This window comes from Melissospora conviva (assembly GCF_049523535.1).
Taxonomy (GTDB): Bacteria; Actinomycetota; Actinomycetes; order Mycobacteriales; family Micromonosporaceae; genus Melissospora; species Melissospora conviva.
The window spans coordinates 730,519-750,237 of the sequence record NZ_JBLLDT010000002.1 but is presented as its reverse complement, the minus strand read 5'-3'; the positions used below and the strand labels follow the sequence as shown (position 1 = coordinate 750,237).

16 protein-coding genes are annotated in these 19,719 nt (G+C 72.9%); 7 read left to right on the top strand and 9 right to left on the bottom strand.

The annotated features are described in order from the left end of the window. Positions 1–23: 23 nt before the first annotated feature. The 4 genes from ACK8GG_RS08440 to ACK8GG_RS08425 all read right to left on the bottom strand — a co-directional run bounded on the left by ACK8GG_RS08440 (position 24) and on the right by ACK8GG_RS08425 (position 5,260). Positions 24–896 (bottom strand): nucleotidyltransferase family protein, encoded by an 873-nt coding sequence (locus tag ACK8GG_RS08440; protein ID WP_440355974.1) that lies wholly within the window; start codon positions 894–896, stop codon positions 24–26. Beyond that, a complete protein-coding gene (locus ACK8GG_RS08435) occupies positions 893–1,411 on the bottom strand; it encodes an NUDIX hydrolase (protein ID WP_440350454.1) in 519 nt (172 codons plus the stop codon). The genes ACK8GG_RS08440 and ACK8GG_RS08435 overlap by 4 nt, the downstream gene beginning before the upstream one ends. Before the next feature lie 54 nt (positions 1,412–1,465). After that, the gene (locus ACK8GG_RS08430) at positions 1,466–3,262 is read right to left on the bottom strand and encodes a RelA/SpoT family protein (protein ID WP_440354811.1); all 1,797 of its coding nucleotides are present in this window, start codon (positions 3,260–3,262) and stop codon (positions 1,466–1,468) included. Positions 3,263–3,454: 192 nt separating this feature from the next. Next, positions 3,455–5,260, bottom strand: coding sequence for a DEDD exonuclease domain-containing protein (locus ACK8GG_RS08425; protein ID WP_440356088.1), 1,806 nt, complete (start codon positions 5,258–5,260; stop codon positions 3,455–3,457). Positions 5,261–5,393: 133 nt separating this feature from the next. Here ACK8GG_RS08425 and ACK8GG_RS08420 point away from each other — a divergent pair, with 133 nt between their 5' ends. From ACK8GG_RS08420 to ACK8GG_RS08410, 3 genes are all read left to right on the top strand, one after another. Continuing rightward, positions 5,394–6,896, top strand: a complete 1,503-nt coding sequence (locus ACK8GG_RS08420) for an NYN domain-containing protein (protein WP_440350452.1) — start codon at positions 5,394–5,396, stop codon at positions 6,894–6,896. A gap of 117 nt (positions 6,897–7,013) precedes the next feature. Next, complete coding sequence (locus ACK8GG_RS08415) at positions 7,014–8,273, top strand: M48 family metallopeptidase (protein ID WP_440354809.1); 1,260 nt, start codon at positions 7,014–7,016, stop codon at positions 8,271–8,273. Beyond that, on the top strand, positions 8,270–9,394 hold the full coding sequence (locus ACK8GG_RS08410; RefSeq protein ID WP_440354808.1) for a glycosyltransferase family 4 protein: 1,125 nt from the start codon (positions 8,270–8,272) through the stop codon (positions 9,392–9,394). The genes ACK8GG_RS08415 and ACK8GG_RS08410 overlap by 4 nt, the downstream gene beginning before the upstream one ends. A gap of 50 nt (positions 9,395–9,444) precedes the next feature. Here the strand turns inward: ACK8GG_RS08410 and ACK8GG_RS08405 are convergent, their stop codons facing one another. The 5 genes from ACK8GG_RS08405 to ACK8GG_RS08385 form a co-directional block, all read right to left on the bottom strand. Further along, positions 9,445–11,109, bottom strand: a complete 1,665-nt coding sequence (locus ACK8GG_RS08405; protein ID WP_440355001.1) for a putative bifunctional diguanylate cyclase/phosphodiesterase — start codon at positions 11,107–11,109, stop codon at positions 9,445–9,447. Between the two features lie 70 nt (positions 11,110–11,179). After that, positions 11,180–11,989: an SAM-dependent methyltransferase gene (locus tag ACK8GG_RS08400; RefSeq protein WP_440354807.1), complete on the bottom strand. Its 810-nt coding sequence runs from the start codon at positions 11,987–11,989 to the stop codon at positions 11,180–11,182. A gap of 246 nt (positions 11,990–12,235) precedes the next feature. Beyond that, the gene (locus ACK8GG_RS08395) at positions 12,236–12,901 is read right to left on the bottom strand and encodes a response regulator (protein WP_440350447.1); all 666 of its coding nucleotides are present in this window, start codon (positions 12,899–12,901) and stop codon (positions 12,236–12,238) included. Beyond that, positions 12,898–14,592, bottom strand: a complete 1,695-nt coding sequence (locus tag ACK8GG_RS08390) for a GAF domain-containing sensor histidine kinase (RefSeq protein WP_440354806.1) — start codon at positions 14,590–14,592, stop codon at positions 12,898–12,900. The genes ACK8GG_RS08395 and ACK8GG_RS08390 overlap by 4 nt, the downstream gene beginning before the upstream one ends. Positions 14,593–14,606: 14 nt before the next feature. Continuing rightward, on the bottom strand, positions 14,607–16,418 hold the full coding sequence (locus ACK8GG_RS08385) for an AMP-dependent synthetase/ligase (protein ID WP_440354805.1): 1,812 nt from the start codon (positions 16,416–16,418) through the stop codon (positions 14,607–14,609). Positions 16,419–16,600: 182 nt separating this feature from the next. On the opposite strand from ACK8GG_RS08385, the gene ACK8GG_RS08380 reads away from it, so the two are divergent. From ACK8GG_RS08380 to ACK8GG_RS08365, 4 genes are all read left to right on the top strand, one after another. Then, the gene (locus tag ACK8GG_RS08380; protein ID WP_440354804.1) at positions 16,601–17,056 is read left to right on the top strand and encodes an SRPBCC family protein; all 456 of its coding nucleotides are present in this window, start codon (positions 16,601–16,603) and stop codon (positions 17,054–17,056) included. A gap of 39 nt (positions 17,057–17,095) precedes the next feature. After that, positions 17,096–17,833 (top strand): hypothetical protein, encoded by a 738-nt coding sequence (locus ACK8GG_RS08375; protein ID WP_440354803.1) that lies wholly within the window; start codon positions 17,096–17,098, stop codon positions 17,831–17,833. A 77-nt stretch (positions 17,834–17,910) separates the two neighbouring features. After that, positions 17,911–18,882 carry an ROK family glucokinase gene (locus ACK8GG_RS08370; protein WP_440354802.1) on the top strand — a complete coding sequence of 324 codons (972 nt, stop codon included), beginning with the start codon at positions 17,911–17,913 and terminating at the stop codon, positions 18,880–18,882. 72 nt (positions 18,883–18,954) lie between these two features. Continuing rightward, positions 18,955–19,677 carry an endonuclease/exonuclease/phosphatase family protein gene (locus ACK8GG_RS08365; protein WP_440355973.1) on the top strand — a complete coding sequence of 241 codons (723 nt, stop codon included), beginning with the start codon at positions 18,955–18,957 and terminating at the stop codon, positions 19,675–19,677. The last annotated feature ends 42 nt before the right edge of the window (positions 19,678–19,719 follow it).

Below are 19,719 nucleotides of genomic sequence, written 5' to 3'. Positions count from 1 at the left end.
CGTCGACGTCGTCGCCGCCAATGCTAGGCCCCGGCAAAGTCACGGCGGTGCGCAGCCACCACCGTCAGCGTCTCGCCGGCCCGGATCGTCCCGCTCAGCCGCTCGGCGGCCTCCACCCGGGCGCCCGGCCAGACGACCGAGTCGATGACCGTGCCCCGCACGATCGCCCCCGCGCCGATAACCGACCGTTGCGCCCGGCCGGTCACCACGGCATCCTCGGCGATCAGGTTCGTCCCGCCGGCGGCGTGCAGGTTCGCCGACAGGTAGTCGGCCGGCGTGCCGGTGTCGAAGAAGGTGCCGGGATAGGGCACCACCTCACACTCGCCGGCCGCCTCCGCGGGACGCCAGACCGTGCGTACCAGGTCGGCGGGCTCGGCCGGCAACTGGCGGACCCGCTGCCAGGGCAGCAGCGAGAAACCGGTGAACCGGTGTCCGCTGAAGGTGCCGGGCTCCCGCGGATCCGGGGCCGGCTGCCCCAGCAGGCGCACGGTGCGCCCGTCCCAGCCGTCCAGCAACGCGGCGATGTCCGGCCCGGGTGCCAACCTGTCGGCGAGGTAGGCGTCGGCGTTGCCGACCAGCACGCCGCGGCCGGCGATCCAGTCCCGCAGCAGGCCCAGAGCGCCGGCCGTACCGAGCAGCGTCGACTCGACCGAGACCGTGGCGCGGGCGCCGACGTGCGCGGCCACCTGATCGCCGAGGTAGCAGGCGTTGACGGCGACCCGGCCGGGGCCGGCCAGCCCAAGCCCGGCCAGCCGTTGCAGCGCCCGGTCCAGCAGCGGGACGTTGCCGACCGGGCAGAGCGCCTTCGGGACCTGGCCGGTCAGTGGGCGCAGCCGGGTGCCCTCGCCCGCGGCGAGGATCACCGCGCAGACCCCGTCCGGCGCCCCGGCGGTCACGGGGCCGGGGTGGCGCCGTCGGCGCCGGGGCCGATGCCGTAGTAGCCGAGCAGGTTCGCCGTGGCCCGGCTCAACCGGGGAAGGTCGTCGAGAGGGTGCCAGGCCGCCTCGAAGACCTCGGCGCCGTCGACGATCAGCTCCGTGGTCGAGGCCGGCACCTGCGCGGTGAAGACGACGTCGACCCAGCCGGCCCGGTGCACCACGGCGTTCGGCACGGCCGGGCTCAGCTGCTGCGGGTCGAGCCGTACGCCGGACTCCTCGGCCAGCTCACGCGCCGCGCCGACGATCGGGTCCTCGGCCCGGCGCAGCAGCCCCGCCGGCAGCGTCCAGCTGTAACCGGGCGGCTGACGGAGCAGGAGCAGGCGACCGGGCGCGGGGGCCTCGGAATCGGTGACCAGGGTGACGGCGCCGACGGTGTACTTCGGCACAGCGAGGCGGACCAGGCGCCGCCGTAGCGGCACCGGCAACCGGTAGAAGGTGCGGTAGCCGAGGGCACGAACACGGCGATTGATCACTGAAACAGGCTAAGGGGTCGATACGGTCCCTGGCCATCGAGGGCCGGTATCGGCCTACGGACCGTTGTCCACCAACTCGATGAGCCGGCGCACCACGTCGTCCGGTTCGATCTGCCGGTCGACCACCGCCACCAGCATGGTGTCCAGGTCCGGGTAGCCGAGCTCCTGCGACAGCCGCAGCAGGGGATGGTCGTGGGCCAGGCCGCGGCCGTACTTGCGCAGCGTCAGGCCGATCGTGGCCCGCCCCAGCCGTACCTTGTCACTGATGGAGATGCCGGGCTCGCTGTGCTCGGTGAACCAGCGGTTGATCTGCATCCGGGCCTGCGGCGACTTGACGAAGTCCAGCCACTCGCGCCGGGGGCCGGTCGTCGCGGCGGCGGGGTCGGCGCCGCCAGCCCGGTCGGCGCCGGTGAAGATCTCCACCACGTCGCCCTCGTCGAGCGGGGAGGAGAGCGGCACCAGCCGGCCGTTGACCTTCGCGGCGACGCAGCGGTCGCCGTAGGCCGGGCCCAGCTCGTAGGCGACGTCCACCGGGGTCGCTCCCGCCGGCAGCACCACCGGCCGGCCGTCGACGAACACCTGCACCTGCGCCTCGGCCAGGTCGCAGCGCAGCGAGTGGAGGAACTGCCCGGGGTCGACCGCCTCCTGCTGCCAGTCGAGCACCCGGCGCAGCCAGTCGAGCTGCTCGGCACGGATGGTGGAGTGGCCCTTGCCGGCGGGGAAACGGAAGTCGGCGGCGACGCCGAACTCGGCCCACCGGTGCATCGTGGCGGTGCGGATCAGCACCTCGACGGTGCGCCCGTGCGGACCGGTGACGGTGGTGTGCAGCGAGCGGTAGAGGTTGTTCTTCGGGGAGGCGATGAAGTCCTTGAACCGGCCGGGCACCGGACGCCACAGGGCGTGCACGGTGCCCAGGGCGGCGTAACAGTCGGTCTCCGGCCCGTCGACGATGACCAGCAGCCGGGGCAGGTCGACCGGCACGCTCGCGCCGTCGGCGACGGTGTCCTTCCAGATCGAGTAGTAGTGCCGGGGGCGGGACTGGACGGTGGCGTCCAGCCGGTCGCGGCGCAGTGCCCGGTCGGCCAGGCGGCGTACCTCGTCGACGTACTCGTCCCAGCCGGCGCGCTCGCGGACGTAGCGGTCGATGCGCTCGTAGGCCTCCGGCTCGAGGTGCTCCAGGACGACGTCGTCGAGGGCGCGTTTGAGCACCTGGATGCCGAGCCGGTCGCAGAGCGGTACGAGCACCTCCTGGGTGGCGCCGGCGATACGGCGGCGGGAGGCGGGGGAGCGCACCCCGAGCGTGCGCATGTTGTGGAGGCGGTCGGCGAGTTTGATGATGAGCACCCGGACGTCCTTGCCGGCCGCCACGATCATCTTCCGGATCGTCTCGGCCTCGGCGTCCTTGCCGTAGAACTGCTTGTCGAACTTCGTCACGCCGTCGACGAGGTGGGTGACCTCCGGGCCGAAGTCGTCGTCGAGGCCCTGCAGCGTGTAGCGGGTGTCCTCGACCGTGTCGTGCAGCAGGGCCGCCATCAGCGTCACCGAGTCCATCCCCAGCTCGGCGCAGATCTGCGCGACCGCCAGCGGATGGGTGATGTACGGCTCGCCGCTCTTGCGGAACTGCCCGCGGTGCATGTTCTCGGCGATGGTGTACGCCCGCTGCAGCGCGGCGGCGTCGGCGCCGGGGTGGATCGCGCGGTGCGTGCGTACCAGCTGGGCGACCGGGTCGGACTCGGAGCCGGACCAGGTGAGCAGGGCGCGCAGGCGCCGGGTCAGGGGCAGATCACCGGGGCGGGGCAGGGCATGGCCGAGTGTCACGCCGTGACTGGCTTCGAGGTTCACTCGGGACACCTCCTCACCCGACTTCCGCGCCTTGCGCCAATGTGGCGATAACCGGAAGCAGGCCCACGAACCGGGCAGGACTGCACTTCTCTAACAGCCTAAGTGAGGTCCGGTAGTCCGATCAGACACTTACTCATAGGACTTTCGGCCCATATTCGCGCACCTTTCGGCGTCGCGTCCACCGGTCATCCGCACCGCAGCTCAACCCCGTCCCGCCTCATCGCGCCCCGCCGACCCGGCAGAATCGGCCTTGGTCAGCAGGTCACGGTACCTTTCCGCGCCGTCGGCCGGCGAAGCCCACCCCTCGGAGATCTGCACCAGCCGGGTCTCCGGGCGCTCCAGCCAGGACAGGATCCGCTCGGATTCCTCGGCCGTCGCGTGCGGAACCGGCCCGTGCCCGCCCGAGAGCACCGTCTCGGCGGTGGCGCGGATCACCTCCAGCGTCGCCCGCGGATGCCGCCCCGGCGGGGAGACGCCGGCGCCGGCGAGGCGGCCGTGCCGCACCAGCGCCAGCTCCCAGCCGCCGTCGCGGGCCGGGCGGGCGGCGGCGATCTCGGCGACCCGGCTCAACGCGGTCAGCCGCTGCATCCGGATGGTCGCCCGCAGCAGCGCCGCCAGCCGGCTGCGGGTCACCGCCGCCTCCTCGTAGCGCAGACCCGCCGAGAGGGTCTCGATCCGGGCCAGCAGCGCCTCGACCACCATCTGCGGGTTGCCTACCGTGGCGGCCCGGAACGGCGCGGCGGCCTGCCGGTCGTACGCCTCGACGTCGACGCGGTGCTCACACGGCGCCGGGCAGCGCCCGAGCTCCGCCAGGGCACAGGCCGCGATGGTGGTGCGCACCGAGAGCCGGTGCGTGCACTGGCGCAGCGGCACCGCCTCGTGGAAGCCGGCCGCGGCGAGTTCGGCGCTGCGGCGGGAGCCGAACGGCCCCAGATAGGCGACGTCGTCCGGACCGATCGCCCGCACGATCGACAACCGGGGATAGGGCTCGGCGGTCAGCTTCAGCCAGAGCGCGCGCTCCGGGTACTTGCTGCGCCGGTTGTACGGCGGGGCGTGCCCGGCGATCAGCCGCAGCTCGCGTACCTCGGCCTCCAGGCCGTGGGCGCACTCCACCGCGTCGACCCGCTCGGCGGCGGCGAGCATCTCCGACATCCGGGCGCGCTTCTCCGAGGCGGTGAAGTAGCTGCGTACCCGGGTGGCGATGTCGGTGGAGGTCCCCACGTAGAGCGGCCGGTCGTCGGCGGCGCGGAAGATGTACACCCCGGGCCCCTTCGGCAGCCCGTCGGCGAGGTGCCGCTTGCGCCGCTGCGTCGGGGTCACCGCCCGGGCGAACTCGATGGCGCCGCCGAGGGTGTGCACGTCGTGGCCGCCGAGGCGCCCGATCAGCGCGTGCAGCACCTCGACGGTGGCCCGGGCGTCGTCCAGCGCCCGGTGGTTGGGCTGGGTCGTGGTGCGGAAGTACGCCGCCAGCGTGCCCAGCTTGCGGTTGGGAACCTCGTCACGGGTCAGTACCCGCCGGGCCAGCGCCACCGTGTCGAGCACCCGGGGGTTGGGCCAGCGGTAACCGTGCTTCGCGCACGCCGCCTTGAGGAAACCCACGTCGTACGGCGCGTTGTGGGCCACCAGCACCGCGTCGGAGAGGAACTCCAGGAAGGTCGGCAGCACCGTCTCGATCGGCGGCGCCGGGGCGATCATCGCCTGGGTGATGCCGGTCAACACGGTGATGAAGGGCGGGATCGGCTGCCCGGGGTTGACCAGGGTGCCCAGCGAGCCGAGCTCCACGCCGCCGCGGACCTTCACCGCGCCGATCTCGGTGATCCCGCCGCCATCGGGGGAGCCGCCGGTGGTCTCCAGGTCCACCACCACGAAGGTGGTCCGGTGCAGGGGGAGTTCGTGGGGGTCGCCGCCGTCGACCGAGCCGTCCGCGCCGAGCAGCGCATCCTGCACGAAGCCGGGGGCGCCGGCGGTTTCGGCGCGCGGCGCGGGGGGAGCGGGGCGGTCGGTCACTGACACGCGGCGGACGTTAGCGACCCCCTCCGACACAGCGGCATCTGCGGTCACATCCGTCGGCACCGGCCTAGCATGAGAGATCGCCTCACTCGCCCGGCGAGCTGCCCGGGCCCGGTGGGAGACTTGCCACATGCCCCACACCGAGCCATCCGACGATCAGCCGTACGAGAAGGCGAGTGCCGGGGCGCCGGCGGAGGATGTCCGGCAGGCGCCGGCGCCGCCGGAGCCTGATGTCGAGGCCGGTCCCGGCTCCGACAAGCCGGAGCCTGATGTCGAGGCGGATCCCGGCTCCGACGATTCGGAGCCTGATGTCGAGACGGATCCCGGCTCCGACGATTCGGAGCCGGTGCTGCCGGAGCCGGTCCGTCAGCGGATCATCACGCTGACCGCTGCGGCGATCTCCACCCTGCCGCACGACCAGCTCCCGTCGCCGCTGCGCCGGGTGGCGAAGTTCGCGCCGAACCGGCGGGCCCGCCTCGGCGGCCCGGCGATCGCCAGCCAGCTCGCCGGTGACCCGCTCTTCCGCCAGCGCATCAGCGGCCGGGTGACGGCCGACGCCGCCGAACTCGGCGCCGCGGTGACGACCGGGACCGCGCCGGCCGCCGCCGATCCCGTGGAGGTCGCCGCCCTGGCCTACCTCGCCCGCCCGGCAGGCTGGCGAGAGCTGGTCGAGGCCAGCGGCGCGGCGGTGCGGGCGGAAGCCGACAGCGCCATGATCGCCGAGCTGGTCCGGGAGTCGGAGCAGCGGGCCGCCCGGGCCGAGCACGACCGGTCGCTGGCGCGGGCCGAGGTGGAGAAACTGCGCGACGAGATGAGTCGCGTCCGTGACGAGAACGGCAAGCTCCGCGAGGAGGTCCGCCGCCTGAAGCAGTCCGTCCGGGAGGCAACCGCCGGGCAGCAGCGCAGCAGCGAGCTGCTCGCCACCGAACGGGGACGGGCGACCCGGGCCGCGGCCGACCACGACGCGGAGCTGCGCCGGCTGCGGGCCCGGCTGGCCGAGGCGGAGGACGCGATGGGCGCTGCCCGGCAGAGCGCCAAGGAAGCGCGCTCGGTGGACGACGCCCGGCTCTGGCTGCTGCTGGAGACGATCAGCCAGGCGGCGGTGGGGCTGCGCCGGGAGCTGGCGCTGGAACCCACCGATGTGCGCCCGGCCGACTTCGTCGCCGGGGCGGACGCCGCACAGCCGACCGCGGTGGCCGCTGCCCGCGCCCGGGACACCGACGACCCGTTCCGCCTCGACGAGCTGCTGGCCCTGCCCCGGGTGCACCTCATCGTCGACGGCTACAACGTCACCAAACGCGGCTTCGGCGAGATGTCGCTGGAGCAGCAGCGCAAGCGGCTGATCACCGGTCTCGGCGGGATCGCCGCACAGACCGGTGACGAGGTGACGGTCGTCTTCGACGGCGCGGAGCGCGTGCACGGCCTGCCGCCGACCCCGCGCGGCGTACGGGTGCTCTTCTCCCGCAAGGGCGAGATCGCCGACGAGGTGATCCGGCGGCTGGTCCGCGCCGAACCCGGCGGCCGGCCGCTGGTGGTGGTCTCCTCCGACCGGGAGGTCGCCGACAGCGTGCGGCGGCACGGCGCGTACCCGATGGGGGCAGACGCGCTGCTGCGGCGGCTGGCGCGCTCCTGACTCCGGCCGGGAGCCGGCTGCGCCCGTGCTGTCCCGGCCCGGCTGCGGGCAATAGGATGAGCCCTTGATCGGTGCGGGGAGGAGCGGCGCGATGGCCGGAATCGGCACGGTGGCGCGATGACCCCGCGAGGCTGGGCGGTGATCGCCCTGCTCGCCATCGCAGTGGTGTCGCTGCTGGTGCTGTTCCTGATGATTCCGTGGCGCCGACCGCCGGCGTCGCGCGCCGACCAGCTCGCCGCCCTCGCCGACCTGCCACCCGCCGCCGTCGCCCGCGGCCGGGCGTTTCGCGCCGCGTTGCGGCCCCCCGGCTACGCCGGACTCGTCGCCGGTCTGGTCGTCGCCCTGCTGCTCGGGTTGACCCCGCTCGGATCCGGGCTGGTGGCCCTGGCCGGCCGGCCCTTCGGCGGCCACTGGATCGCCCAGGCCGTGCTCGGCGGTCTGCTGGTGGTCTTCGTCGCCGACCTGCTGACCCTGCCGTTCGCCGCCTGGCGGCATGCCGTGGTCAGCCGCTACGGCCTGGCGACCTCCGGTTGGAGCGGCTGGGCCGGCGACCTGCTGAAGTCCTACGCCGTCAGCGCGGTCATCGGCGCGTCGGCGCTGCTGGGCTTCTACACCGTCACCCGGCTCGCCCCGCAGTGGTGGTGGGCCTTCGGCGCGCTCGGCGCGGCGGCACTGGTGGTGCTGCTGTCGTTCATCCTGCCGGTGCTGGTCGAACCCGTATTCAACAAGTTCACCCCGATGCCCGACTCGCCGCTGCGTACCGAACTGATGGCCCTGGCCGCCCGCGACGGCGTGCCGGTGCGCGACGTGCTGGTCGCCGACGCCTCCCGGCGCACCCGGGCGGTCAACGCCTACGTCTCCGGCTTCGGCCCGACCCGGCGCGTCGTCGTCTACGACACCCTGCTGCGCGAGGCGACCCCCGCCGAGGTGGCCGCGGTGGTCGCCCACGAGCTCGGCCACGCCAAGGACCGCGACGTGCTGACCGGGACGATCACCGGCGCGCTCGGCGCCGCCGGGGCGGTCGTGGCGGTCTACCTGCTCGGCTCGGCCACGGGCCTGCTGCGGCTGGCCGGGGTCGACTCGATCGCCGAGCCGCGGGCGTTGCCGCTGCTGCTGGCACTGGTGAGCGTCACCGGCCTGGTCGCCACCCCCGCTCAGGCCCTCGTCTCCCGCCGGCTCGAGGCCCGCGCCGACGCGCACGCCCTCGCGCTCACCGGCGACCCGCAGACCTTCGAGGCGATGCAGCGCCGCCTCTCCGCGGTCAACATGGCCGACCCCGACCCGCCCCGCTGGGAACACCTCTACGCCGCCACCCACCCCAGCACCGTCGAACGGATGGCGGCGGCCCGCGCGTACGCGAGGATGACTGACCGATGAGCCGCACCCTGCTGATCACCAACGACTTCCCGCCCCGTCCCGGCGGAATCCAGTCGTTCGTGCACAACCTCGCCCTGCGCCAGCCACCCGGGTCGGTGGTCGTCTACGCCTCCAGTTGGCGCGGCGCGGCCGAGTTCGACGCCGCGCAGCCCTTCCCGGTGATCCGCGAGCGGACCAAGGTGCTGCTGCCGACACCGCTGATCGCCCGCCGCGCCGCCCGGCTCGCTGCGGAACACGGCTGCGACACCGTCTGGTTCGGCGCCGCCGCACCGCTGGGACTGCTCGCCCAGGGACTGCGCCGGCGAGCGGGGATCCGCCGGGTGGTCGCCCAGACGCACGGGCACGAGGTGGGGTGGGCGGCGTTGCCGGGCGCCCGGGGCCTGCTGCGCCGCATTGGCCACGGCGTCGACGTCACCACCTACCTCGGGGAGTACACCCGGGTCCGGCTCGACCGGGCGCTGCACGGTGCCACCCAGCTGCGCCGGCTGGCACCCGGTGTGGACGTCGACCAGTACCACCCGGGGGTGGACGGACAGCACATCCGCGCCCGGCTCGGGCTGGCGGACCGGCCGGTGGTGGTCTGCGTGTCGCGGCTGGTGCCCCGCAAGGGCCAGGACATGCTGATCCGGGCGCTGCCGGAGATCCGGCGCCGGGTCCCCGGCGCCGTGCTGCTGCTGGTCGGCGGCGGACCGTACCGGGCCACGCTGCAGAAGCTCGCCCGGCAGGCCGGGGTGGAGCGCGACGTGGTCTTCACTGGTTCGGTGCCGGCGGAGGAACTGCCCGCCCACTACGCCGCCGGCGACGTCTACGCGATGCCCTGCCGTACCCGAAACCGAGGTCTTGACGTCGAAGGGCTCGGCATCGTCTACCTGGAGGCGTCCGCGATCGGGCTGCCGGTGATCGCCGGGGACTCCGGCGGCGCGCCGGATGCGGTGCGCGAGGGGGAGACCGGACATGTCGTCTCCGGCCGGGACCTCGCCCAGCTCACCGACCGGGTCGTCGGTCTGCTCGACGATCGCGACCTGGCACATCAGTTCGGTGCGGCCGGGCGTGCCTGGGTGGAGCGGGAGTGGCGCTGGGAGCTGCAGGCCGACCGGATGGCGGCGCTGCTCGCCGAGTGAGGCCGGCGGAGCTCACGGCGCCGGCGCCGGTGGAACACAGCCGGGTGGTGTCAGGACGGGCAGCGCAACCGTTCGACGATGCGCTGCGGCGGGGCGGGCCGGCCGAAGTGCCAGCCCTGACCGGCGTCGCAGCCGATGGCGCGTAGCCGCTCCGCCTGCAGTGCTGTCTCCACCCCCTCGGCGGTCACCGTCAGGTCCAGGGCGTGCGCCAGCGAGACCAGCGAGGCCAGGATCCGCTCGTCGGTACCGCTGCCGCCGTTGCCCAGGCCGGTGACGAACGACCCGGCCAGCTTCAGCTCGTTGACCGGCAGATGCCGCAGGTACGCCAGGTTGGAGTAGCCGGTGCCGAAGTCGTCGATGGCGATTCGTACGCCCAGGTCGGCGAGGACGCGCAGCGCGTGGACCGGCTCGGCCGCGCTGCTCATCATGGTGCTCTCGGTGATCTCCAGCTGCAGCCGCTGGGGCGGCAGGCCGGTCCGTTCCAGCAGGGCCCGCACCTGGTCCACGAGCCCGGCGGCGTGGACCTGCCGGACGGCGAGGTTGACGCTGATGAAGGGTGAGCGGCCGTCCGGGCCGGACCAGTTCCCCGCCTCCCGGCAGGCCTCGGCCATCACCCACTCGCCCAGCCGGACGATCAGTCCGGTCTCCTCGGCCAGGCCGATGAAGCTGTCCGGGCGCAGCACCCCGAGGTCGGGGTGGCGCCAGCGGACCAGGGCCTCGACGCCGAGCACCGACCCGTCGCCGAGCGAGGCCAGCGGCTGGTAGTCGAGATAGAACTCGCCCCGCTCCAGCGCGGCCGGCATCGCCGCCGAGAGGGCGTACCGGGCCAGCTCGCGCTTGTTGCGTTCCGGGTCGAAGATCATCGAGCGGGCCCGGCCGGCGCTCTTGGCCCAGTGCAGGGTGATGTCGGCGGCGCGCATCAGATCGCCGGGCGTGGTGGCCGAGGTGGGCCGCTCGACGATCCCGCCGCTGGCGGTCACCGTGATCTCGTGCTCCTCGACGTTGATCGGTCGCCGTACCGCCGCCAGCGCCGCTTCGGCGACGCGCACCACCTCGTCGACCCCGCTGGTGGCCTCCACCAGGATCACGAACTCGTCGCCGCCGAGCCGCGCCACCAGGTGCTCCCCGGCAGCCTCCCGCAGTCGCGCCGCGACCTGGATGAGCAGCTGGTCGCCGAGCTGGTGTCCGAGAGTGTCGTTGACGACCTTGAACCGGTCCAGGTCGAGGAAGATGACGCCCAGCCGTCTGCCGTGCCGCCCGGGCCGGTTCATGGCGCTCGCCAGCCGTTCGGTGAAGAGCGAGCGGTTCGGCAGGTCCGTCAGCGAATCGTGGGTGGCCTGGTAGCGGAAGCGCGCCTCGCTCTCGCGCAGCGCCTGCTCGGCCTGGATGCGGGCGACCATCGCGGCCCGGCGGATCGACTCCTGCTCGTCGAGGGTCCGGTTGCGCAGCGCCCGGGCGTAGCCGGTCGCCACCGCGGCGAGCAGCCGCGACATGCGTTCGTGCACGGCCTCCCCGTCCAGCCCCAGGTGGGTGAGCAGGTGACGCTGCAGCACCTCGACGGTACGGCCCAGTCCTTCGGCGGAGGTCAGATGCGCGGCGACCAGTCCGGCGCCGACCTGGTGGCCGACGCGCAGATCGAGGTGCTCGGCACGCAGCGTCTCGCCGAGCCGGTCGGTGAAGCGCGCCAGGAGGGCCTCGAGCTGCTCCTGGTTCATCGCCAGGAAACTGGTGCCGGTGACCGCTTTGGCCCAGAGCCGGGCGAAGCGGGCGGGGGAGGGCTGTTCGTCAGTCACCGAGCCGGCCCACGCCGCCGATGAAGACCGATTGCTCGGCGTCCTCGGTGTTGTCCAGTGCCTCCGGCCGCCACAGCGGCACCCAGACCACCCCCGGGTCGACCAGTTCGAAGCCGGCGAAGAGGTCGGTGAGCTGGGCGTGGCTGCGAATGAAGAGCGGGTTGTCGGTCTTGCGGTAGACCGCTTCCGCCTCGGCCCGCTCCGCCTCGGTGCGTCCGTCGTCGCTGGCCTGGGAGAGGACCAGATGACTACCGGGTGCCAGCGTCCGGCGCAGGCGGTCGATGATGGCGGCCGGCTCGTCGGAGTCCGGGATGAAGTGCAGCACCGCGACGACGATGACGGCGATCGGCCGGCTGAAGTCGAGCAGCTTCTCCACCTCGGGGTGGTGCAGGATCTCCTCGATGTTGCGCAGGTCCTGCTGGATCACCGTGGTCCGGTCGTCGTCGGCGAGGATCTCCCGGCTGTGCGCCACCGCGACCGGGTCGATGTCGACGTAGACGACCCGTGACTCGGGCGCGAGCTGCTGGGCGATCTCGTGGACGTTGCCGACGGTGGGGATCCCCGAACCGATGTCCAGGAACTGCCGTACGCCCTGCGCCGCGAGGTACTGCACCGCTCGCCGCAGGAACGCGCGGTTGGCCTGTGCCATCAGGGAGGCGGTGGGCACGGCGGCGATCATCGCCTGGGCGGCGGCGCGGTCGACGGCGAAGTTGTGGGAGCCGCCGAGGTAGTAGTCGTACATCCGGGCGACACTGGGTCGTTCGATGTCGATGCTCTCCGGTGCCCAGTCCGGTCGCTGCATGTTGCCACCCCTTCGCGGTGTTTTGCGAGTGGCCCACCATTGATGCGCCCCTGGGGTATTCTGCCCGCCCGCCGTCCGGGTGAACAGAGGTAGATCGACATTGATCGCCGCCCGGGTGGCCTCTGCCCGCCCGTGGCCTGCGCGTGCTGTCGCCCACGGGGGTCGTGCCCGGAGACGCCGAATGCCCGCCTCAGCGCAGAGGGCGGGCATTCGGTGCAGGAGAAGGCCGGTGCCGGGTGGCGGTGGTCAGAACTTCGGCGCGTCCGGGGCCTCGAGCAGGCCGAGCCGCAGCGCGGTCATCAGCGCCTGGGCGCGGTTGGCGGCGCCGAGCTTCTCGTAGAGCTTGGAGATGTGGGTCTTGGCCGTCGACTCGCTGACGAAGAGCTGCTTGGCGATCCCGGCCACGCTCATGCCGTCGGCCAGCAGCCGCAGCACCTGCCCTTCGCGCGGCGAGAGCTGCGGGCCCGAAGGGGTCAGCCGCCGCTTCATCGCCTCGGCCAGGTCGGCGGCGGTGAAGGCGCTGGGGGAGGAGGCGGCGTGCCGGGCAGCGGCCACCACCTCGTCGGCGGGGGCGGTCTTGGGAACGAAGGCGCTCGCGCCGGCCTCCAGCGCTCCGAAGAGCTGGTCGTCGCCGGCGTACATGGTCAGCACCACGATTCCCATCGTGGCGCTGGACTTGCGCAGCGCGCGGGTCGCGTCCAGACCGCTGCCGTCGGGCAGCCGCAGGTCCATGATGACGACGTCGGGTGAAAGGGCGCCGGCCTGGCGGACCCCCTCGGCCGCTGTGGCGGCCTCACCGACGACTTCGAACTGGCGGTCCCGCTCGAAAGCGTGCCGTAGTCCCTTGCGGATCAGATCGTGGTCGTCGACGAGCAAGATCTTGGTGCGCGTGGCCGGGCTGGGACTGGTCATCCTCGGGTATCTCCCCTTCTACCTGCGGTGTCGCTACCGCGCACGGTATCGCGTCGGGGCGAGGTGCCCACCACCACGGCCACCGTCGTCCCACTCGGCCGACGTGGTCTGATCTCCAACCGGCCCCGGATACGTTCCGCCCTCTCGGCCATGATCGCAAGACCGTACCGGCCGTCCGGCCGCTGGTCGGCGATGCCGTGACCATCATCCGACACTTCGATCTGGGCGTACGGCGGGTCGATGGCGCAGGTGACCCAGAGGTTCGTGGCGCCGGCGTGCTTGCGCGCGTTGGTGACCGCCTCCTGGGCGATGCGCAGCAGCTCGGCCTCGGTGGCGGCCGGCAGCCGGGCGGTCGACTCGTCCAGCGACAGGTGCACCCGCAGCCCACCGGAGGCGCCGACGGTACGGGCGTACTCGGCGATCGCGGCGGCGAGGCCCCCGTGGCGGTCGACCTCGCTGCGCAGCTCGAAGAGGCTCAGCCGCAGCTCGGTGATGACCCGGGTCACCTCACCGCGCAGTGTCTGCAACTCCTCGGCGGTCTGTTCGGCGCCCTCGGGGAGGGTGGCCAGGGCGTTGTCGATGCCGTACCCGACCATCACCAGTTCCTGGGCGACGCCGTCGTGGATCTCCCGGGCCAGCCGCTGCCGCTCCTCGTTGGTGGCCAGCGACCGCACCTCGTCGAAGAGCAGCGCCGCCTCCAGCCGCAGTGCGGCGGGGCTGGTCAGCTCGGTCACCTGCGCGACGACGGGCGGCGGGTAGGCGTGGGCCTGGTCGGCCTCGAGCGTCACCAGCCCGACCGTGCGGACCCCCGCCACCAGGGGTACCACCAGCGCGGAGACCTCGCCGCCGGGGTGCGAGCGGGCCTGCGAGCGGGGAGCCGTCTGGGGTTGCTGGCTCGCCCAGGCGTCGGCGATGGCGGAGTCGGCGTCCAGGGTCGTCTCCCAGTCCACCCGTTCGACACCGGTCTGGGCGAGCACGACCAGCCGCCCGCCGCCGCTGGCGGAGAGGACCGCGGCCCGGTCTGCGCGGGCCACGGTGCGCAGCTCCTCGAGCAGGTGTTCGGAGATGCCGCCGGGGTCGAGGGTGGCGCCGGGCAGTTGCCGGGCCACCCCGCGCAGCTGCGTGAGCAGCCGGGTCGCCTCGGCGTACGGCTGGGGGCGGTCCTCGCCGCGGCCGTACGTCCGTTGTTGCACGGAGGCGGTGACGAAGATGCCGAGCGCGATCAGGACGCCCCACTGCAGGCAGGCGGCGAGGTAGCCCAGGTGGGCGATCTCCCGGCCGCCCCCGCCGGCCTCGGTGAACACGGCGGCGACCAGTGCCACGGCGACCCCGCCGCCGAGCAGCAGCAGGCCTTCGTTGTAGCGCCGCTGCAGCGTGCTGGCGGCTGCCGGAACCGCCAGGTAGACCAGGACGGCGGAGGCCGCCAGCCCGCTGGAGTCGACGAGCGACCCCAGGTGGCTGGCGGCGAGTCCGACGATGACAACCTCGGCTGCCCGGCTCAGGCGTGGCAGCAGCGGGTGCCCGAGTGCCAGCATCGCGGGCAGGCCCGCGGCGGCGAGCAGCGCCACCCACCACAGCTGCCCCACCCGGCCCGTCGCCAGCAGCACCAGCGCGCCGACGAGGGCGAGCATCACCAACCGGACGGCGAGTACCAGCGGGTGCGGGCGGCGCGGGAGTGTCGAGGGGGGCATCTGAGGGATGGTAGTCAGCCCTGGTAGATGTGGGCGATTTCGTCGGCGTAGTTCTTGTGCACCACACCTCGCTTGACCTTCATCGAGGGGGTCAGCTCGCCGGTGATCTCGGTGAAGTCGGCGGGCAGGATCCGGAAGACCTTGATCGCCTCGGCCTTGGAGACCGCCGCGTTGGCCTCGTCGATGGCCTTCTGGACCTCGGCGCGCAGCCGCTCGTCGTCGCGGACGTCGGCGACGTCGGTGGTGGCGGGCAGGTCGTGGTCGGCGCACCACTTGGGCCACGCCTCTTCGTCGATGGTGATCAGTGCGGCGATGAAGGGCTGCCGGTCACCGACGACGAGACACTGGCTGATCAGCGGGTGCGAGCGGACCCGGTCCTCCAGCACGGCGGGGGCGACGTTCTTGCCGCCGGCCGTGACGATGATCTCCTTCTTGCGGCCGGTGATGCTCAGGTAGCCCTCGTCGTCGAGCTTGCCCAGGTCACCGGTGCGGAACCAGCCGTCGGTGTCGATCGCCTCGGCGGTGGCCTCCGGGTTCTTCCAGTAACCGGGGAAGACGATGTCACCCTTGATCAGGATCTCGTCGTCCTCGGCGATGCGGATGCTCACGCCGGGCAGCGGGCGGCCGACGGTGCCGATGCGGGTGTGGCCCACGACGTTGGCGGCGGCGGCCGGCGCGGTCTCGGTGAGGCCGTAGCCCTCCACGATCGCCACGCCGATGCCGCGGAAGAAGTGCGTGAGGCGGACGCCGAGCGGGGCGCCGCCGGAGATGGCGTCGTTGCAGCGGCCGCCGAGCGCGGCGCGCAGCTTGCCGTAGACCAGCTTGTCGAAGAGCTTGTGCTTGAGCTTGAGCCCCAGGCCGGGTCCGCCGGGGGTGTCCAGCGCCTCGCTGTAGGCGATGGCGGTCTGCTCGGCCTTGGCGAAGATCGCGCCCTTGCCGTCGGCCGCGGCCTTCTGCTTGGCGGTGTTGTAGACCTTCTCGAAGACCCGGGGAACCGAGAGCACGAAGGTCGGCCGGAACCGCTGCAGCTCGGGGACGAGCTTCTTGACGTCGCCGACGTGCAGGGTGGTGGAGCGGGTCTGCACCACGCCGATCTGGATCAGCCGGGCGAACGCGTGCGCGAGCGGCAGGAAGAGCACCGTGGTGGCGCCCTCGCGGAACAGGTTCGGCAGCACCGGGATGGCGTTGCTGATGTCGGAGTGCATGTTGCGGTGGGTCAGGATGCAGCCCTTGGGGCGGCCGGTGGTGCCGCTGGTGTAGATGATCGTGGCCATGTCGTTGGCCTTGACGCCCTTGCGGCGCACGTCGATCTCGGCCGGGTCGACCCCGGCGCCTTCGGCGGTCAGCTGCCCGACCGCACCCTTGTCGATCTGCCAGACGTGGGCGAGCTCGCCGAGCCCGCCACGGACGCCCTCGATGGTCTTGGCGTGCTCGTCGTTCTCGATCACCACGGCGTAGGCGCCGGAGTCGGAGAGGATCCAGGCGGCCTGCTCGGCGCTGGAGGTCTCGTAGATCGGGACGGTCACCGCGCCGGCGGCCCAGATGGCGTAGTCGAACAGGGTCCACTCGTAGCGGGTCTTGCTCATCAGCGCAACGCGCATGCCGGGCTGCACGCCGGCGGCGACAAGGCCCTGGGCGAGCGCCACGACCTCGTCCCGGAACTGACGGCAGGTCACCTCGATCAGGGGCGCGTCGTCACCGCCCGCGAGGTCAGGGCGGACGAACAGCACCTGATCCGGGGCGATCTGGACGTTCTCCCAGACCGGATCGGTCAGATTGGCGTCGTCGCCGATGGTGACGATCGGGGGGACCGAGAACTCGCGCACCTGCACTCCCTCGTGCTCGTACTGGCCGGGCCGGTTCCGTCCTGCTGACGGCCCGGCGCTTGTCGAAACCTACCTGTAGCTCCACGGCAACGACACAGGCAGGGGCCGTAGCGGACCAGGTCGGACCGCTTCCTTGGCGGGGGCGGCCCGCGAGATGGCGATCACGCGGTAGCCTGCCCCCCATGGCGGACATCTCCTCCCAGTCGATCGTCATCGCGGCCGAGCCGGCCCGGGTCTCGGAGGTCATCTGCGACTTCGCCCGGTATCCCGAGTGGGTCGAGGCGATGCGCGAGGCCGAGGTGGTCGAGGAGTACGAGGACGGGTACGCCAGTCAGGTGCGCTTCGTCCTCGACGCCGGGGTGCTGACCGACGAGTACGTCCTGGTCTACGAGTACGCCGATGACCTCTCGCGCGTGCAGTGGCACCTGGCGGCCCCTTCGCGGACCCAGAAATCGCAGCGCGGGTCGTATGACATCACCCCGAACGGGGACGGAACCTCCACGGTGGTGTACACGCTGGAGGTCGAGCTGTCGGTGGCCATGTTGGGCATGTTCCGCCGCAAGGCCGAGAAAATGATCATGGACACGGCGTTGAAGTCACTCAAGCGGCGGGTAGAGAACATGGGCTCGCCGCAGTGACGGGCCAGGCACCAGATTCGCCACGGCAAAGGAGCCGGCATGGGGGGCGTTGGTCCGGGTTCGGCCCGGGAGGAGGCGGAGCGGCTGGTCGCCACCGTGCTGGGCGCGGTGCGCCTGGCGGCGACCGAGGCGCGATCCGGCGGATCCCTGGGTCCGCTGGGTGAAGCCTTCTCAAGTGTTCTGAATCACACTCCGAACCCCGCAGCTGCGGATTCGGATGGTCCACCCCCTGTCGCCACCGGCAGCCCCGAGTGCTGCGTCTGCCCGGTCTGCCGGGCGATAACGGCAGTGCGCGACCCGAACCCGGAGTTCGCCGAGCGGCTCGCCACCGGCGCCGGTGACCTGGCCGCAGGCGTCGCGAGCCTGCTCAGAGCCTTCTCCGGCGGACCGGGGCGCGATACCGGCGAGCCGGACTCCACCGCCTCCGGCCGCGACGCCGAACCCGCCCCCGGCCCCGGACCCGACGCCGAATCCGGCGCCCGGTCCGGTGCCGCGACCGAGCCGGCAGCGGACGTAACCGGGCTCACCCCCGGGGACGTGTGGCGCCAGGCCACCCGCAGTGGGCATGATTGCCCGTCGTCTCCCGAGAGCCACGGCCGGACCGAGGCCGTCGGAGGCAACTCCCCGGGCACCGAGCCCGTGACCGACCACGCTGTGTCACCCGCATCCGCGGTGGACGGCGAGCCGTCATCGGCGGTCGGCGGGGCACAGCCGGCGGTGCCGGCGTCCCGGGAACCGAGCGAGGCCCCGGTGGCCCGCTCGGCGGACGACGACTGAGTGGATCAGGTGCGGCGACCCCTGGCGGCCTCCCGGCCGGCGATGGCGCCCGGGCAGCACAGCGGAGGGGAGCAGCGGTGACGCTGACCATCGGAGTCGACGTCGGTGGCACGAAGGTGGCCGGCGGTGTCGTGGACGACGACGGCACCGTGCTCGCCCGTACCCGCCGGGACACCCCGGCGGAGGACGTCGGCAAGACCCGCGACGTGATCATCGAGGTCGTCGGCGAACTCGCCGAGGAGCACCCGGTGGCGGCCGTGGGTATCGGCGCCGCCGGCTGGATCGACGCACACCGCTCCCGGGTGCTCTTCGCGCCGAACCTGGCCTGGCGCGACGAGCCGCTGCGCGACTACGTCCGCGACGCGGTGGGGCTGCCGGTGACGGTGGAGAACGACGCAAATGTCGCCGCCTGGGCGGAGTTCCGCTACGGCGCGGGCCGGGACGCCGACGACTCCATGATCATGTTCACGATCGGCACCGGCGTGGGTGGCGGCATCGTCCTCGGCGGTGAACTGGTCCGGGGTGCCAACGGCGTCGCGGCCGAACTGGGCCACATGCTCGCGGTCCCCAACGGGCACGAGTGCGGCTGCGGCCGTTTCGGCTGCATCGAGCAGTACGCCAGCGGTACCGCCCTGGTCCGGCTCGCCCGGGCCGGCGCGCGGCAGGAGCCCCGGCGCGCCGAGATCCTGCTCGACCTGGCCGGCGGCGATCCGGACGCGATCGCCGGACCGATGGTGACCGCCGCGGCCCGGCACGGCGACGAGATCTCCACCGCCGCCTTCGCTCAGGTCGGGCACTGGCTCGGCATCGGGCTGGCCGACCTGACCCAGCTGCTGGACCCGCAGGTCCTGGTCGTCGGCGGTGGCGTCGTCGAGGCCGGCGAGCTGCTGCTCGGGCCCGCCCGGGAGACCTTCGCCGACCATCTCGCCCAGCGGCGGCTGCTGCCGATGGCCGAGATCCGCCCGGCCGAGCTGGGCAACACCGCGGGTGTCATCGGCGCCGCGGACCTCGCCCGCCGGGCCGTCCCGGCCGGCGCCGGCCGGCTCTGACGCAGACTGGCCGGCCACCCGCCTGCGGGTGTTGTCAGGGCGGCTCCACGCCTACGAGGGGGAGGGAACCCGATGAGCGGGGGGACCGGTGCCGACGGCCACGTCCCACTGCGGGTGGCCTCCTACAACATCCACACTCAGCGTGACGACACGGTGGCGCTGGCGCAGGTCGTGCGGGAAATCGCCCCGGACGTCCTGATCGTGCAGGAGGGTCCCCGCCGCTTCCGGTGGCGGGAGAAGTCCGCCGCGCTGGCCCGGTCCTTCGGCATGGTGGTCGCCGCCGGTGGCCTGCCCGGGCTGGGCAACCTGCTGCTCACCACCCTGCGGGTCCGGGTGCACCACACCGCGTACGCGCGCTACCCGCTCACCCCCGGGCGTCACCTGCGCGGCACCTTCCTCAGCGACTGCGAGGTTCCCGGCGCCCGGTTCTCGGTGGCCGGCGCGCATCTGGCCACCGACCCGGTCGAACGACCCGCCCAGGCCCGGCTGCTCAAGGAGCACCTGGCGGCGGCCCGTCATCCGCTGATCTTCGGTGGGGATCTCAACGACACCCCCGGCAGCGACGCCTGGCGAACCGTCGCGGCCGGGCTGGCCGACCCCGGTGACGACGAGTGCCCGACCTTCTCCTGCCGGGCGCCCAGCCGCCGCATCGACGCCATCTTCGTCGATCGACGGATAACCGTCGTACGCCACGAGGTGCCGGACACGCCCCGGGTGCGCCGCGCCAGTGACCACTTCCCACTCGTCGCCGATCTGCTGCTGCCGGCCGATACCGGGCTGGACAAACGGGTCTGAAGTGGAGAAGATTTCGCGGCAACCCGGCATCCCCGCCGCGAA

What these genes read in the sequence shown, in the direction of transcription:
- ACK8GG_RS08420 (WP_440350452.1), top strand. Translation starts at nt 5,394, where the DNA reads ATGCCCCACACCGAGCCATCCGACGATCAGCCGTACGAGAAGGCGAGT.
- ACK8GG_RS08390 (WP_440354806.1), bottom strand. Translation starts at nt 14,592, where the DNA reads ATGCCCCCCTCGACACTCCCGCGCCGCCCGCACCCGCTGGTACTCGCC.
- ACK8GG_RS08410 (WP_440354808.1), top strand. Translation starts at nt 8,270, where the DNA reads ATGAGCCGCACCCTGCTGATCACCAACGACTTCCCGCCCCGTCCCGGC.
- ACK8GG_RS08405 (WP_440355001.1), bottom strand. Translation starts at nt 11,109, where the DNA reads ATGAACCAGGAGCAGCTCGAGGCCCTCCTGGCGCGCTTCACCGACCGG.
- ACK8GG_RS08380 (WP_440354804.1), top strand. Translation starts at nt 16,601, where the DNA reads ATGGCGGACATCTCCTCCCAGTCGATCGTCATCGCGGCCGAGCCGGCC.
- ACK8GG_RS08365 (WP_440355973.1), top strand. Translation starts at nt 18,955, where the DNA reads ATGAGCGGGGGGACCGGTGCCGACGGCCACGTCCCACTGCGGGTGGCC.
- ACK8GG_RS08415 (WP_440354809.1), top strand. Translation starts at nt 7,014, where the DNA reads ATGACCCCGCGAGGCTGGGCGGTGATCGCCCTGCTCGCCATCGCAGTG.
- ACK8GG_RS08375 (WP_440354803.1), top strand. Translation starts at nt 17,096, where the DNA reads ATGGGGGGCGTTGGTCCGGGTTCGGCCCGGGAGGAGGCGGAGCGGCTG.
- ACK8GG_RS08400 (WP_440354807.1), bottom strand. Translation starts at nt 11,989, where the DNA reads ATGCAGCGACCGGACTGGGCACCGGAGAGCATCGACATCGAACGACCC.
- ACK8GG_RS08395 (WP_440350447.1), bottom strand. Translation starts at nt 12,901, where the DNA reads ATGACCAGTCCCAGCCCGGCCACGCGCACCAAGATCTTGCTCGTCGAC.